Raw genomic sequence first — 15,141 nt, forward strand, 5'->3', positions numbered from 1 at the left:
AAAATTAAAAATGGGCTGAAATCCTCAGCCCAATTGATCTTTTAAGTCAAACTGTCTTTTTCTTTGGCTTTATATTTTTTATATTCAGCAAGATATTGTTTGGCTAAACTTTGTTTTTGCTTTTCATCTAAAATCTTTCCTGCTTGTTGAAAGAAACCATGCTCTTCTTCTTGTAAATGATGATGCACCGTTTCAGATAGTTTTTTCGCAATTGCCAACCAGCCTGGATTACTAAACTCAGTTTCAGTAAGTTGTTCCAAAAGCTCATCCATCTTATGATGCTCAGACAAAGCATGACGGGTAATATTTAAACCTGAATCGGTCATCATTAAAGGAATATAAAAATAACGATCTTCGCCCACCGCATGAGCGAACAACTCATTTTTTAATAATTCAAATAACTCTCGACGTTCAGGCGTATCTCCTGAGGTTTGCAATAATTTTTCAGATAATTCTCGTTGAATGTCATGACTTTCCCTTAATGCTTCAAATATATTTTGCATGTGTGACCTCTACTTTTTATGAAGTTTTCAATAATTTTCTTGATCAGTTTCAGATCGAACGTTATTCATCATAGAAAATAAAAAGCACAGATATTGTCAGCGCTTGCAATCATTTGTATAAAAAGCTTTGGTATTGAGAATGAGTTACATCCAGAAAGTTTGATAAGCCAAACGACAAATCAAAATACTAACTAAAATCAAAAACAAAATACGAATAAACCCACTGCCATATTTTAAAGCCATTTTTACACCAACCAATGAGCCACAGACATTGGCAACTGCCATCATCAAACCCAACTGAAACAATACATGTCCTGTTGGAATAAAAAAACTCAGTGCCGCAAAATTGGTCATAAAATTACCAATTTTCGATAAAGCTGAAGCATGCAAAAAATCAACCTTTAAATAACGAATAAAATAGAAAATAAAAAAACTGCCCGTACCAGGACCAAAAATTCCATCATAAAAGCCGATCAGCAAGCCACCGACACCTGCCAAGATTAAGACTTTTCGATTAATTTCTTGATGACGATGCTGCTGTCCAAATTGCTTTTTCACAAAAGTATAGATCGCAATCACGATCAGCATAAACAGCACAAAAGGACGTAAAATTGCTTGTGGAATCAAAGATACACACGCTGCCCCAGCAAAAGAGCTGATAAATGCCGTGATCGCAATCACCGCCAAAAGCTTCCATTGGATTTTTACTTGACGCAAATAAGAAAATGCAGCAGAAGCTGTACCACAAATGGAAGCCAGCTTATTTGTACCAAAGATTGTTGCCGTTGCTGAATGCGGTAAAGCCCCCATCAATGCAGGAATCTGAATTAAACCACCACTGCCTACAGCCGCATCGATTGCACCTGCACAAAATGCAAAAAATACCAAACTGAGTATAAGATCAAGTTCCATGAACTTTCCTTTACCTGTTGTGTGCTACAAATTTAAAACTCGTTTGGGTACCAGACGTTTCTTTTCAGTAATTTCCGCTAAACCTAGACATTTTTCACCATCAAAAACGACCACTTGCACTGCGGCAACATGTTCAATATTACTTTCCATACCTCGACTAAAATACGCTGCTCGTCCTTCAGGCACTTGTACTTTTGGAAAATGCGCAATCGGTGCGTAAACAGGTAACAACAATGCTTCACGCTGTTGCTCGGTTAAGCTTTCGAGATATTCAATGGTAAATTCTGGATTTAAGGTAAATTGTCCTGTTTGAATACGATGTAAATAGATTAAATGCCCGAAAGTACCTAAGGCTTTGGCAATATCTTCACCTAAAACACGAATATAAGTCCCTTTTGAGCACGTCACATCTAAAGTGATCGAGTTTGCAGTAAAAGCCAAAAGTTGAATATTTTCAATATGAATAGGACGCGCTTCACGTTCAATCTCGATTCCCTTACGTGCCAACTCATATAAAGCTCGACCTTCTTTTTTCAACGCTGAATACATCGGAGGGATTTGTTGAATGTTACCTAAAAACTGCTTCAAAACAGCTTGAATTTTGTCTTCAGTCAACTCAGGTACAGCTTGCTCAAGTAATACTTCGCCTTCCACATCACCGGTTGTGGTGCTATTCCCCAACTGGATCGTAGTGTAATAACGCTTAGTTGAATCAAGCAAAAAATGGGAAAACTTAGTCGCCTCACCTAAACAAATCGGCAATAGTCCTGAAGCAAGTGGGTCTAATGCACCCGTATGCCCTCCTTTTTCAGCACGAAATAGCCAGCGCACACGTTGCAAAGCAGCATTTGAACTGATGCCTAAAGGCTTATTTAATAAAAAAACGCCACTAATATGACGACGCTGAATTTTTGAAGATTTTGCAGACATATTGCATACAATCACAGTAATTTAGGGTTATTCTAACAAATCCATTTATCTGTTTTTACAAAATTCACCTGTGCAAAATATATTTTTATGTCAGATTATTTTTTGGATAAAAAATAGCATAAAAAATATCAGGATGATAAATACATGTCTAAAGTTAAGTTAGGAATTATTTTTACTTTAATTCTTATTCTTGTGATCGGTATCATGATTTGGTTGAAACCACAAAACACCCTACTGAATCAACCACAAAATCATCAACAATCTAAGCTAGATCTACCTGATCAATCACAATATGCTAAATCCCAAATTTCTGAGAAACATAGTCAATCTTTCTCTAGTGCCAGCCAACAAGATACTCAGATTAACTGTCAAATCCGCGTTGATGGTGCCAATCGTCTCATCGTAAATGAACAAACTAAAGATTGCTTTGAGTATTTTATTACCCAATACGGTGAAAAAACGTTTGAGCAGATCAAAACAGATTTTCTTGCGTATATCAAAATCAGTTATAAAGAACCTGTACTCTCACAACTATCAGACCTATGGTCACGTTATATGCAATATCGTGAGCAATTAGGTCAGCTACCACCGCCAACCACATCAAAAGAAGATGCAAAATATTATCGTGAAATCTTAAAAAACATCCAAAATTTAAGAAAAAAATTCTTTTCTGATTATGAAATACAAGGCTTATTTGGCACACAAAATACTTATGATCAATATACAGTTGATCGTATGGAAATTTTAGACAATAAAAATCTCTCTCCAACAGAAAAAGCTGAGAAATTGAAAAACTTATTCAGTCAGCTTCCAGAGGATTGGCAAGAAAATTTAAAACAACTTAATCAACTCGAAGATTTACGCAAACTGACAGCCGAAATTAAATCACGAAATGGAACAGCAGAAGAAATCCATCAAATGCGAACCAACCTTGTTGGTGCGGCAGCAACACAACGTCTTGAAACACTGGATACACAAAGAGCGGAATGGAAACACCGTGTTAACCAGTACCTTACAGAACGTGAAAGTATTATGAAAAGCTCAATGAGTGATTCAGCCAAACAAAGTGCTGTAAATCAGTTACGTAGTCAACAATTTAATAACCCACAAGAACAAACACGTTTACAAACTTTTGAATCTGTACATGACCAAGGAGGGAAATTACCTTTTTCAGACTAGATAATCTCATTTGGACTCAAAATCAAAGCTAAAGCTTAGCCAGTGATTGTATCAATAGATCAACTTAAGAAAATAAAATTGATCTGGATTTATTTATGGAGGAGTTGAAAATACATCTCTTTATATTGATAGAGGCAGCCATAAGTTCGCTCATTCATGATGCAAATGATGGTTGCGTTTCACCGTGTAGTGTAAAGCTTGGAAAGTGATTCATTATAATTATGCTTAAAATCATTTTTATAAAGTTAAACAAGTTCTTGAATGGCGTGATGGTTTTTCCAAAAAACTAGTGCAAACTTTTCAAGGTATTCCAAGGGATTGAAAATACAAGGTTTATACTTATTTTTCATTACATCAACAAACATGAGATAGAGCTAAGATTTTTTACATTTTATTACATTTTGTTTAAATTCTTATCGTTTTCTTATTTGCTTTATCTTACTTTAATTTAGTATGTGTTCTGACAATATAAATTGTCATATTTTAAGGATAAAATGATGAAAACAAAAATATTATTAAGTTGCTTAGTGGGGAGCACCCTATCCCTCGGTACTATGACTCACGCCTCTGGTCTTGTACAAACTAAGCCGACTTATGTTATGTCAGATTATGCAAAAACCAAATATCCGATTGTTCTCGGTCATGGGATGATGGGATTTACACGCTTAGGATCGGCTTCGTTTGGATTGGATTACTGGTATCAAATTACGCCCGATCTTGCTCGTAATGGTGCAACAGTATTTGCTACCCAAGTTTCTCCATTTAACTCTACTGAAGTTCGTGGTGAGCAGCTTTTACAACAAGTAGACGAAGTTATCGCACTAACTGGAAAACCTAAAGTGAACTTAATTGGTCACAGCCATGGGGGTCCTACTGTTCAATATGTTGAAATCGTTGCGCCTCAGAAAGTTGCTTCTGCAACAGCAATTGCAGGTGTAATGAAAGGTTCACCACTTGCAGATACCGTAGTTTCAGGAAATTTCTTTGGTACATTAGTGAATTTTGTTGTTGACTTTTTATCACCAACCATTAGTACACTCGAAGGCAATCCTTCATTACCTTATGATTTCAAAGCTGGATTCCGCTCAATTTCAGTCGCTGAACGTACTAAATTTAATGCTTTACATCCTTCAGCTGCTATTCCAAAAGATTGCTCAAGTGGGCAAAAAATTACAAGCGATGGGATTTATCATTACTCATGGACAGGCGACCAAAAAGTCACCAATGTATTCGATGTGGTCGACTCTGCTTTTGGTGTGATAGCTGGTGGCATGTTAGGAAGTCAACCAAATGACAGTCTAGTACCTGTATGTAACTCTATTTACGGTCAGGTGATTCGTAACGACTACAACTGGAACCACTTTGATGAAGTAAACCAAATACTTGGTTTAAAAGCATGGAATGCTCAAGATCCTGTTGCTGTGTTCCGTCAACATGCCAACCGTTTGAAATTAGAAGGTTTATAATTTCATCTATAATTAAAAATAAAAAATGCGCCAAAAGGCGCATTTTTCACAGCGATAAAACGAATTATTTCGCTTTACGTGCTGGTAATTTTTCACGAATACGTGCAGCTTTACCAGATAATTCACGAAGATAGTAAAGTTTAGCACGACGAACCGCACCACGGCGTTTCACTTCGATACCAGCAACAACTGGTGAATGTGTTTGGAAAACACGTTCAACACCAACACCGCTAGAAATTTTACGTACTGTGAATGCAGAGTTCAAGCCACGGTTTTTAATCGCAATGACTACACCTTCAAAAGCCTGAAGACGCTCACGCTCACCTTCTTTTACTTTTACTTGAACAACAACTGTATCACCTGGTGCAAAAGCAGGGATATCAGTTTTTAATTGTGCATTTTCTACAGCTTGAACTAAAGGATGCTTACCGCTCATGGGGTATCTCCAATATGTGCGGGTCAGAAGAGGTCTGAGTACCGCTGGGTATAGAGGCTAAAGCGCATACACCCGATTATCTTTCCCTTTATGTTTGACCACTTCAACGCATAAAGAGCCTATTTAAAGAATACTTAAAAAAAATTTAAGTACTTGCTAGAACCGAAGTTACTAACTTGGTGCTTGGATCAAAATTTAAAACAAGGTTTTAAATTTATTTATCCTTGCTGATTAGCCATTTTTTTTGCTGCTTCGTCAACTCAACTTTCTCAACCAATTCAGGTCGACGCTCAAGTGTACGTTGATAACGCTGCAAAAACCGCCATTTTTCTATATTTGCATGATGTCCCGACTTTAATACATCAGGCACATCCAAACCTTCAAAATGATCTGGTTTGGTATATTGTGGACAATCTAAAAGCCCATCCACAAAAGAATCTTGTATCGCAGATTGTTCATCAGACATGGTATTCGGCAAACGTCGAATAATACTGTCTAATAAAACCATCGCAGGCAATTCACCACCTGACAATACGTAATCTCCTATTGACCATTCCTGATCAACATATTTCTGGATCAAACGTTCATCCACCCCTTCATAACGACCACACAATACAATCAATCCATCATAATCAACAAATTGCTGTATTGCATTTTCATTTAAAGTCTTACCTTGTGGTGACATATACACCACAGGAACACGAACTGCTCCTGCTTGCGTTGCAAGTGTTTTGGCACGTTGAATGGCTTTTGCCAAAGGCTCAGCCATCATCACCATACCTGGACCACCACCAAATGGACGTTCGTCCACGCGTTTGTAGTTGCCCTCAGCAAACTCTCGTGGATTAATACAATGGACTTGTATAATGTCACGCTTTACTGCACGTCCGCTAATACCGTAGGCTGTAATCGCTTCGAACATTTCAGGAAAAAGCGTAACGACTGCAAAAAACATCGCAGACTCCTCTATTTTCCTGCTGCGTTAATTCTTTAAAATAAATTTAAGAATTAATAATCTACGCCCCAATTCACGTAAATACGACCAGCGTCTAGATCAACACGTTGTACCACATCTTTATGCCATGGAATCATTCGCTCTTCACCATCAATGCTTTCAGCTGTTGCACGAACAACCATCACATCGTTAGCCCCCGTTTCAAACAGTTCGTGGATTTTACCGAGATTGACTTCTTGTTCTTCATCATCCAGACCTAACACAGTTAAACCTTTTAGATCAGACCAGTAATACTCATCCACACCAGGTTGAGGGAGTTGCGATTTTGAAATCCAAATATTAGCACCAACTAAATTGTCTGCTGCAGTGCGATCAATCACACCTTTAAGCGCAACAACCAAGCCTTTGCCATGTGGTTTCCAACGTTTTACATCTGCGACTTGCCAACCTGCTTTGGTTTCAATATACCAAGGCAGGTAGTCAAATATATTGCTCATCGGTTCTGTATTGGAATAGACCCAGAGCCACCCATTTAATCCATATGCTGAACGCAACTGTCCAATCTGAATACGATCTTCGGGTACATTCTGTGTTGGTGTCATGGGCAATCTACTACTTAATTTCTAAAAATTATGCAGTAGCTGCAGCTTTCTTCGCTTGCGCAGCTAAAGAAGCAACACGTTCAGAAGGTTGAGCACCTTGTGCAACCCAGTGAGCAAAACGGTCAGCATCTAAACGAAGTTTTTCTGCTTTACCTTGTGCTGTAGGGTTAAAGAAACCGATACGTTCGATGAAACGACCGTCACGTGCATTACGGCTATCAGTTACAATGATTTGATAGAACGGACGTTTTTTTGCACCACCGCGAGTAAGACGAATAACAACCATGATAGAACCTTATAGTTTTTACGGATTATCTGTGCTTCGACCATCGAAACATTTCAAACCCCTTTCATAGAGGGCAGTATTTTACGTTATCTTTGCAACGAATGAAAGATTTAAAAAAATATTTATCCACAGTTTTGAATTTTAACTTATCTGCCATCCCAGTTTGAGGTAGCGGTTGGAGTGCATGAAGTGCCTTTGGTCCAACATTTTTGACCTTGACTGTCTAAACTAATTGAACCATTACCTGATTGCACTGTACTAGTTTTCGGGGTAGCTGTTAATGTCCATGTTGATGCAGCAGCAACCAAAGTTAAATCATACAAAGCCTGCCCATGACTGGGAGTTACTGATCCACCATAAATTTGTGCTAAAGTTGCATTTGTATAATTTCCATTTGTCACTTTATATTGACTTAGCATATGCGCTATAGTCATCATTTCAGCTTGTGCATCCGTTCTATTCACACGAACTTTATAGTTTGTATAAGACGGATATGCTATTGCAGCTAAGATTGCTATTATCGCAACCACGATCAGCAACTCTATAAGCGTAAATCCTGTTTTTTTCACTTTTACCACTCCTCAGAACCTTCTGTCCCGCAAGAGTCATAATCAATATTTTCTTGCGTTATATTTTTACAATGCATACCTCTGCTTGTTAATAATAAGGAATAATTAGTAGTATCTTCGCTAATCGCTTTAATCGACCAGCCTTGCCCACTTGAAGACTTATCCGTCAACAGTAAATTTCCATCCATACTATCCACTAAAGTAATCGTATATTTTGAGTTTAAATTTAAAGTTTGTGATAAAACATCAAATACAGAGTTACTCGGATATAGATAACTTGCATTAAACCCTTTAAAACTAAAATTCCGAGCCTTATAACGCTCTAATTGCTCTGCAATTTTCTGCATTTCTTGTTGTGCTTGGGCAACATGTGCTCGCCTTACAAAATGTTGATAACTTGGGATCGCAATAGCTGCCAAAATGGAAATAATGACAACTACAACCATGAGTTCAATCAAGGTAAAACCTTGATTGAATCTAATTTGATAAGTTTTTACAACAGAATCATTTTTCATATTATTCTGCCTTGGCATAACGTTCATACCAACGATTTGGAATAAATCGAATTACTCCGCCAGCAGTAATAAACTTCGAACCTGACTGACAGTCAGAACCAACACAGCCAACACCAATATCAGCAGGATCTGGGACTACAATTGTTTTTTCCCCATCTTCCCCATACGGTCCCACATTTAAGTGAACAATCCCGGCACCTAAATTGTAAACATAGTTAGCATTTTGCGGACATACGCCTGTTGGCAAACAAAGACGTTGTGTAAAGCTATTTCCTTTTACGCCTGCACCACATGCAGAGGAAGTTCCATCCTCTGAGGCATCATACTGAGTCACATATAAGTTTCCTTCCATTGCAATTAACGGAGTTAATCCTTTAATAATACCCGCACTCGCATCTTCTCTATCAGTCAGTGTTTCATTAAACTTTTTCTTAAATGGGTAATACCACCCACCCCATCCAGATGTAGCATTTGCTTCAGCACCCAAAACAAGAGTTTCTGTGCTGTCACTTCGAACAATATTATTGTTACTAATATATTTTAATTTATTGGTAGAAGCTTCTTCTCCATCTTCAGCTAATGTACGAACCCCAATATGTTCTTGCGGATAAAATGTTCCATCTGGATGAATGTCATAATCATAAATGGCATAAACAGCATCACTAACTAATCCATCTGAATTTCGCTTTCCTGTATTTAATGGAGAAACATCCGTAGCCAATAAAGGTGAACTCTTATTTCCAGACACAAAACTCACCACAATAATATTTGCACCTTCTTTTTTACCTGCACTATGATGCGCTGTAAAAACAGGTGACATGTAAAAACGTGGAGCTACACCATCATATTTCGTTTCTGTACCACTAACATTTTGTAAATTTAAAACTTGGGCTATCTGAGAATCAAAACCATCTTTTTTCCCGTCATTTTTAAAATCAACTCGAAATGCTTGACCCGCTAAGTCACCAAAATAGAGATGGTCTACTATACCATCATTATTACGATCTACTGTTTTAATATCACTAGCAACACTGTATTTTAAATTTGCATTTGATGCATGTTCTACACCTGTATCACTCGATGTATCTGCTGAATCAGCATACCACAATAAATCACCATTATCAGCATCAAACATGTATACACCTGAGCCCTTTTTATTCTCTTGTACATAATTGTAATGTTCATAGCCTGCATAGCCCGTACGAATATTATTGGCAAATAGCCCATCGCCATGATCGCCACCGGCATCGTAACCGCCACCAACAAACATCACCAGTTTACGTTGTCCTTTCCAGTTCACATAATCTAATTTAGGCTTAGACCAACTTTGTGCCATATTTTCAATGGCTTTAAATGCCTTACCACTTTCATTCTCTTTTGAATAAACTCTGCCTGTAGTCGGATCAATATGAAACTTCAATTTAGGCCTATCAATTTGGGTTAAATCCATCGAGTAATAGCTACGCCCACCCATGCGTAATCCACCATAAACCCATTGTTTACCTTTCAGGTTTTCAACATCTTCTTTTGAACCACCGACAACATCACGCACAGTACCATTAACAGTTAATGTTCCATCAGACTTTGTCACATACACTGTATGAGCAACCCACTCACCATCTATACCGTAATATAGCGCATCTTTACCGCCTGTGAGATTACCAGCATTTTCACGGAAAGTTTCAGCTTGGTTTTCAATCATTTCTTTAGGAACAAAGCTGAACTTTTCAATACCTGTTGTCGCATCAACTACACTCAATAAACCTTGAGTTGTTCCAAACATAACGTAGTCTTTACGTCCAATTGAACTAATTTCTACTTTTTTTGTGGTTTTATTTTGAGTAGCAACCGCTTTACCTTCTTGAGTTAAAAGTACAGGTAATGAGTGATAAACACTTCCCATTTGCCTAACACTTGTAGTTTCACTAGTAAGATCCAAATCCTCAGTTGCTTTTTCTGCGCTGATATTATAGCCCAATAAAGTCATTAGCCCTCTAACACGAGCTGCATTATCAGTTTTTGTTTTAGTATCTGTTGTATATGTATAATCTATTCTTTTTAGATCAAAATCTTGACTAACTTTTTCATCTTCTGCCTTAGAACCATCATAAACATAATTAGTTAAAAGTTTTCGTCCAGCGGATGTAGTCGATTCATTTTTGTCATTTGTAGTTGTTACTAAACCTAAAAGGAGTTGGCTAAGTACGCCTCCTTTCGAAAACACAGGTGCATTTTCAGGGTAAGTCACACCTGATTTTGCCCAAAGATCTGTTAAATTCTGTAATTTACTTTTTAAAACCACTGTTTGGCTTGCAGTTCCATTTTCGTCTGCATAAACACCACCATTCACTACATAATATTTTTTTAAGTTTCCAAACCATAATTGAGTACTATCACTTGGCTTAACTTTTGGTTCAAACTGTGGGAAATAAGCATATTTTTGAATAACTTCAGGATTTAATGCATCCATAGGCACTGTAGATGATCCAGTACTAATGCTTGGAATTTCCCCACCAGATTTATCAACAAAATCTGCAATACTCTCCGCTACATCTTTGGCATTCGAACCAGAATACCACCCTCCTCGACCACGAATACCCCATTTCGCTGCTTGCTTAATATCATCACTTATACCAGTCAACGCATCAACACCCGCCTCAGTTTGAATTGATGAAGCAATTGTATTAAAGTCACTTCCAAAGCCAACTACAGCTGTTTTAAAACTTATATTTGCGGGGTTCTTAGTAGAGTCAAGAAGAGCTGAAGCTAGATTTAAAGTACAATTCCACCCAGCCCCACTATCAGTACATTCAAAACCTGCACCTTTACTTCCTAATGCTTTACGTATTAGGCCCGAAGTACCATTACCATAGTTTGGTACACCGTCTGTCAGTACATACACCCCTTGCCCACTACATTTTTTCTCATCATCAGTATAGCTAATTTGTCTTGAAATTGTAGTTGGTGCTAGATAAGCTGTTTTACCACTATTTTTTGTAAGGTCACTAGAGTAGCCAAAACCACTAAATGCATTATTTGTAGTATAAACATTACCAGAATAACCATTTACAGTCTTGGCGGTTCCTTTAGTAAAGCCACTAGGTACTTTCCCATAATACACCCCTCCCCATGTCAAGCATGAGCCTGTTTCAGCCATACTGACGCACTCTGCAAAAATATCTTTCCAATTATAGGTTCCGCCAAAGTACCATTCACCTCCACTTATTTGTGTTGTTTTCCCCATCAAATAAGCAACCACTTCTGCATAGGAGCGTGTTGTTGGTGTATTGGTTTGACCACGAAGTTTTTTAACTTCCTCTATTAGAATTTCACGTTGTGTTTTTGAAGTACCTGATACGTTTTCGCTCAATGCTCGAGCTGGAACTTTAACCGCTCCAGTTTCATGATAAGTCGTTGTGTAAGCACCTAAAGTAGATAATCCAATAACTAAATCATCATCTAATCGTTTTACCCCTTTAGCAGTGTCCCCTTCTAAAACGGCTAACATTCCCTGTCTTAATCTTGAAATACGATCAAAACATTTATATGCACTTCCAAATTTATCACAATCTTTCTTTATCTGATCCGTTATTTCATTACCAGAAGCAACACAATATTGACCATTTGTAGCATCCCCTTCAAAGGTAGTCCCCCCCCTCCAATCTCTATTACATATACGTCCATAGTCCTGCTCTATAGAACGTGTATCCATAGAACCCGAAATATCAAGCAAAAACATAATTGTAGTTGCTCCCTGTGAGCTATTTCCAGGAACATAGATTTCCAAATCAGCCGCAAAACTAGGAATACTTGCACAAATTAAAGACGTAATTGCGGCAGCCACTGCACCGACTTTAAATTGTTTCACACCATTTTTTAACTGCACTTGTTGCTTAAGTGCATCTGAGTCTGATTTATTCATTTGATACTTTTTCATGATTCATTCCCCTATGATGATGCACGTACAGCTTTCATAGTATATTCCATTTCTTGGGTACTATATGGAACGTTTTTAGAAGATAAACAATCTGTTACCGTTTCATTCTTAATTACATCATCTACGAAACTAGTATAATTTTTCAAACAATCATTTATTTCTGATTTTGGACTTTCACTTAGATTTGGCAAGATCGAAGTCGCAGTAATAGCTACTTTTTGGATACCAGTGCTTTTCGAGCTTTCTTTATCATCTCCTTCCATCATATGTTCCCAGTCTCGATTATTTTCTGCGGCTCTCACCGTAACTTGTGTTAACACGGCATTACGCCCACTTAGAAAGTCAGTTAGACGATCTAATTGGCAAAATCCATTTTTCCCCATATCAGAGTTTTTAATCGTAGAACCATTCCAATAAACAACACTCGCTAAACGACTTCCTGCGAAATTATCTTCAGTTGTCCCTCGAACACAAAAAACCAATTCTTTTCCTTTATTTTCAGGACGTAAGGTATAGTTCAACATGCCATCACCTATTCGCATATTGGTAAAAACCAACTCATCATCCGTCTTATTTTCTAAGGTAAAAAATACAGAATCACTGGTCTGTTTAAGTAAAGCTTGTGCTTGAGCATTGGTAGAGATTTTTAAAGACGTAATACTGCCTTGAATCGCCCATGTACCAACCAAAGTCAATAAAACCAACATGATAAGTACAATGATTAGGACAGAGCCTTGCTGAGAACCTTTGAAATTAATTTTTTTCATATTCTGTCCTCACTCAACGCCAAAACCATTTCTAAGTGCAATCGTTTGTGTGACGACACTACGCAAATACAATGCATTAAGATCATTTTCTATTAATTCTGCACTAACATTTAACACATCGTAAGGATGTTTTTTATCGAAAAATTTATTTGCACCAGTCGAGTCTGTTGATCGAACAAGTAAACCAATCTGTACTGATACAATTTGAGGTTTTTCTCCAGTTAAATTTCGATAATCTTCGATATTCATATAACTAAAACAATCTAATTTTGAGTCAGGTTCAATATTCGTTGTCACATCTTTACCGTCTATTTTTGCAGTTGTTGTAATGGCTGAACAATTTGCGTTTGCACCATCAAAAGCAACACCTAAACGCACACTAAAGTGATCTACTCTAGGAATAATAATTTTTGCTTTACTATCATCGCTTTCTATCAGCGCAGGAAGTGATGTATTGGTTTTTGCAGTTTTTTCTGTATAACGAGCGGCCTTACAAGCCAATGCAAGAGGATCATTTGGATCATTGCGATCAGTATCTTTCTTAATAAAATAACGTTCTACGACATAATCATTTGCTGTCAACTCTCGACCTTCACAGTCAAATTGATTGGGAGTACTTACACGATACTGAATAACGAGTTGATCGCTATTCTGACCATCTAGATTCGATGATCCTATTGCCCCTCGTGTAAGGAATGTGTCTTCAATACTAAATTGAGCAATATTATTTGAAATATTATTTTCAGAAAGTACCACTCCACCATATAAAACCTTATCATCAATATAAGGTTGTGATGAATTTAGATTTGCTAATCGAACTGAATCAATCATTCCACCTAAACCAAATAATGCTGAATTTTGCAAATTAATCATGCCTTGCTGAACAGTTGCACTTTTTTGACTGGTTAAAAATAGCTGTAAAGCTATTGCGCTCACTAAAAGCCCAAGTACCAAAGAAATCATGAGTTCCAGTAAAGTAAAACCGCGTTGCTCTGTAAGAGATCTCATCTCAAAAAGCCTCCATAACTAAGCATTTTGAGTTCACGACATAAGTGCCTGTCGTCATATCTATGCACGCACTTAGATCATCGACAGAAATAACCGTCTTCCCCCAAGCCACATAAATACAATTCAATTCACTTGCCACACAATCTTCAACAATGATCGTTTGCCCATTATTTGTGGCTTTAGCCAAAACCTCACCTACATCTTGTTGAGCAAAATTTCCTTCATTACATTTTGGTAGCGCTATTTTTTTTGGTTTAGTCAGATTGTTTACCCCAACACAAGTATCCACTGTAGATTTAGTATTTATTGCTGTTTTATAGTTTTCCAAAGCCCCACGATTGATTCGCATACGTTCTGCAAGATCTCGTGCTGTACTCATTGCAACCGTTTGTTCAGTCGCTTCTTGAGCAGCATCCAATGCTCTAAGTTGTAATGCAGCAAAACCTAACACACCTAATGCAAGAATCACTAAAGCAACAAGGACTTCTATTAAGCCGATACCTTTTTGATCATTATGGTTCACGAGCATGCCCCCTTGCTAATCCCTTCAACAGTGCCATTCTGTGCAATTAAAATTGTCCGGTTTTCACCAAGCTCTACATTGCATAATGTAAAAGCCAAAGGCACAACTTCTTCTATTGTTTTAGGATTTATGGGCGGAGTTTTTGTTAAATCAGTTAGAGCATCCTTATCATAATTTGGGTTTGGTATCGTTTTAGTACGCTGCTTCGCACTACCAAGTCCAGAAAAAACCACATCAATAGGATCGCTAGTAAGCTGAATATCAGGATTTTTTGAAATCCAAGTAAAGCTTGTTGCTGTATTTGATGAACATACTAATTCTTGCTTATCATTTTTAGGGCAGTCTAATTTAATGGTTATATTTTTACGCAGAGATATTGCCTGACCGCGTGCTTCCCCAAACAGCAGCACTAGTTCTTGTGTTAATGTATCCAGCTGTTTTCTTGCGACTAAATTACCAAAGCTCGGTGCAGCCATCATCGCAATCACAGCCAATACAGCAATAGTCACCATCAATTCGATAAGTGTAAATCCTCTGACAAATCGCATGATCC

16 protein-coding genes are annotated in these 15,141 nt (G+C 37.6%); 2 read left to right on the plus strand and 14 right to left on the minus strand.

The window, feature by feature from the left end:
* Positions 1-41 precede the first annotated feature (41 nt).
* The 3 genes from DJ533_RS17180 to truB all read right to left on the minus strand — a co-directional run bounded on the left by DJ533_RS17180 (position 42) and on the right by truB (position 2,345).
* On the minus strand, positions 42-503 hold the full coding sequence (locus DJ533_RS17180) for a hemerythrin domain-containing protein (RefSeq protein WP_065993748.1): 462 nt from the start codon (positions 501-503) through the stop codon (positions 42-44).
* 144 nt (positions 504-647) lie between these two features.
* Positions 648-1,415 carry a sulfite exporter TauE/SafE family protein gene (locus DJ533_RS17185; RefSeq protein ID WP_065993749.1) on the minus strand — a complete coding sequence of 256 codons (768 nt, stop codon included), beginning with the start codon at positions 1,413-1,415 and terminating at the stop codon, positions 648-650.
* Positions 1,416-1,439: 24 nt separating this feature from the next.
* Complete coding sequence (gene truB / locus DJ533_RS17190) at positions 1,440-2,345, minus strand: tRNA pseudouridine(55) synthase TruB (RefSeq protein ID WP_065993750.1); 906 nt, start codon at positions 2,343-2,345, stop codon at positions 1,440-1,442.
* A gap of 144 nt (positions 2,346-2,489) precedes the next feature.
* Here truB and DJ533_RS17195 point away from each other — a divergent pair, with 144 nt between their 5' ends.
* Complete coding sequence (locus DJ533_RS17195) at positions 2,490-3,524, plus strand: lipase secretion chaperone (protein ID WP_065993751.1); 1,035 nt, start codon at positions 2,490-2,492, stop codon at positions 3,522-3,524.
* A gap of 497 nt (positions 3,525-4,021) precedes the next feature.
* Positions 4,022-4,990: an esterase/lipase family protein gene (locus DJ533_RS17200; protein ID WP_065993752.1), complete on the plus strand. Its 969-nt coding sequence runs from the start codon at positions 4,022-4,024 to the stop codon at positions 4,988-4,990.
* A gap of 64 nt (positions 4,991-5,054) precedes the next feature.
* Here the strand turns inward: DJ533_RS17200 and rplS are convergent, their stop codons facing one another.
* The 11 genes from rplS to DJ533_RS17255 all read right to left on the minus strand — a co-directional run bounded on the left by rplS (position 5,055) and on the right by DJ533_RS17255 (position 15,136).
* Positions 5,055-5,426 (minus strand): 50S ribosomal protein L19, encoded by a 372-nt coding sequence (rplS, locus tag DJ533_RS17205; protein ID WP_065993753.1) that lies wholly within the window; start codon positions 5,424-5,426, stop codon positions 5,055-5,057.
* Between the two features lie 214 nt (positions 5,427-5,640).
* Positions 5,641-6,381, minus strand: a complete 741-nt coding sequence (trmD, locus tag DJ533_RS17210) for a tRNA (guanosine(37)-N1)-methyltransferase TrmD (protein ID WP_065993754.1) — start codon at positions 6,379-6,381, stop codon at positions 5,641-5,643.
* A 53-nt stretch (positions 6,382-6,434) separates the two neighbouring features.
* Positions 6,435-6,983, minus strand: a complete 549-nt coding sequence (gene rimM / locus DJ533_RS17215) for a ribosome maturation factor RimM (protein WP_065993755.1) — start codon at positions 6,981-6,983, stop codon at positions 6,435-6,437.
* Between the two features lie 28 nt (positions 6,984-7,011).
* Positions 7,012-7,269, minus strand: coding sequence for a 30S ribosomal protein S16 (gene rpsP / locus DJ533_RS17220; RefSeq protein WP_065993756.1), 258 nt, complete (start codon positions 7,267-7,269; stop codon positions 7,012-7,014).
* A 146-nt stretch (positions 7,270-7,415) separates the two neighbouring features.
* A complete protein-coding gene (locus tag DJ533_RS17225; RefSeq protein WP_323809364.1) occupies positions 7,416-7,838 on the minus strand; it encodes a type IV pilin protein in 423 nt (140 codons plus the stop codon).
* A 2-nt stretch (positions 7,839-7,840) separates the two neighbouring features.
* A complete protein-coding gene (locus tag DJ533_RS17230; protein WP_065993758.1) occupies positions 7,841-8,353 on the minus strand; it encodes a type IV pilin protein in 513 nt (170 codons plus the stop codon).
* A 1-nt stretch (position 8,354) separates the two neighbouring features.
* Positions 8,355-12,290 carry a pilus assembly protein gene (locus DJ533_RS17235; protein ID WP_065993759.1) on the minus strand — a complete coding sequence of 1,312 codons (3,936 nt, stop codon included), beginning with the start codon at positions 12,288-12,290 and terminating at the stop codon, positions 8,355-8,357.
* 11 nt (positions 12,291-12,301) lie between these two features.
* On the minus strand, positions 12,302-13,057 hold the full coding sequence (locus DJ533_RS17240; protein ID WP_065993760.1) for a pilus assembly PilX family protein: 756 nt from the start codon (positions 13,055-13,057) through the stop codon (positions 12,302-12,304).
* A 9-nt stretch (positions 13,058-13,066) separates the two neighbouring features.
* The gene (locus tag DJ533_RS17245) at positions 13,067-14,065 is read right to left on the minus strand and encodes a PilW family protein (RefSeq protein ID WP_065993761.1); all 999 of its coding nucleotides are present in this window, start codon (positions 14,063-14,065) and stop codon (positions 13,067-13,069) included.
* A gap of 1 nt (position 14,066) precedes the next feature.
* Positions 14,067-14,594: a type IV pilus modification protein PilV gene (pilV, locus tag DJ533_RS17250; protein WP_065993762.1), complete on the minus strand. Its 528-nt coding sequence runs from the start codon at positions 14,592-14,594 to the stop codon at positions 14,067-14,069.
* Positions 14,585-15,136 carry a pilus assembly FimT family protein gene (locus DJ533_RS17255; RefSeq protein ID WP_065993763.1) on the minus strand — a complete coding sequence of 184 codons (552 nt, stop codon included), beginning with the start codon at positions 15,134-15,136 and terminating at the stop codon, positions 14,585-14,587. The genes pilV and DJ533_RS17255 overlap by 10 nt, the downstream gene beginning before the upstream one ends.
* Positions 15,137-15,141: the final 5 nt, after the last annotated feature.

Origin of the sequence: Acinetobacter defluvii, from assembly GCF_001704615.3 — a bacterium.
GTDB classification, from domain to species: Bacteria; Pseudomonadota; Gammaproteobacteria; order Pseudomonadales; family Moraxellaceae; genus Acinetobacter; species Acinetobacter defluvii.

Coding starts and splice junctions, on each gene's coding strand:
- DJ533_RS17180 (WP_065993748.1), bottom strand. CDS start 503: ATGCAAAATATATTTGAAGCATTAAGGGAAAGTCATGACATTCAACGA.
- DJ533_RS17185 (WP_065993749.1), bottom strand. CDS start 1,415: ATGGAACTTGATCTTATACTCAGTTTGGTATTTTTTGCATTTTGTGCA.
- truB (WP_065993750.1), bottom strand. CDS start 2,345: ATGTCTGCAAAATCTTCAAAAATTCAGCGTCGTCATATTAGTGGCGTT.
- DJ533_RS17195 (WP_065993751.1), top strand. CDS start 2,490: ATGTCTAAAGTTAAGTTAGGAATTATTTTTACTTTAATTCTTATTCTT.
- DJ533_RS17200 (WP_065993752.1), top strand. CDS start 4,022: ATGAAAACAAAAATATTATTAAGTTGCTTAGTGGGGAGCACCCTATCC.
- rplS (WP_065993753.1), bottom strand. CDS start 5,426: ATGAGCGGTAAGCATCCTTTAGTTCAAGCTGTAGAAAATGCACAATTA.
- trmD (WP_065993754.1), bottom strand. CDS start 6,381: ATGTTTTTTGCAGTCGTTACGCTTTTTCCTGAAATGTTCGAAGCGATT.
- rimM (WP_065993755.1), bottom strand. CDS start 6,983: ATGACACCAACACAGAATGTACCCGAAGATCGTATTCAGATTGGACAG.
- rpsP (WP_065993756.1), bottom strand. CDS start 7,269: ATGGTTGTTATTCGTCTTACTCGCGGTGGTGCAAAAAAACGTCCGTTC.
- DJ533_RS17230 (WP_065993758.1), bottom strand. CDS start 8,353: ATGAAAAATGATTCTGTTGTAAAAACTTATCAAATTAGATTCAATCAA.
- DJ533_RS17235 (WP_065993759.1), bottom strand. CDS start 12,290: ATGAAAAAGTATCAAATGAATAAATCAGACTCAGATGCACTTAAGCAA.
- DJ533_RS17240 (WP_065993760.1), bottom strand. CDS start 13,057: ATGAAAAAAATTAATTTCAAAGGTTCTCAGCAAGGCTCTGTCCTAATC.
- DJ533_RS17245 (WP_065993761.1), bottom strand. CDS start 14,065: ATGAGATCTCTTACAGAGCAACGCGGTTTTACTTTACTGGAACTCATG.
- pilV (WP_065993762.1), bottom strand. CDS start 14,594: ATGCTCGTGAACCATAATGATCAAAAAGGTATCGGCTTAATAGAAGTC.
- DJ533_RS17255 (WP_065993763.1), bottom strand. CDS start 15,136: ATGCGATTTGTCAGAGGATTTACACTTATCGAATTGATGGTGACTATT.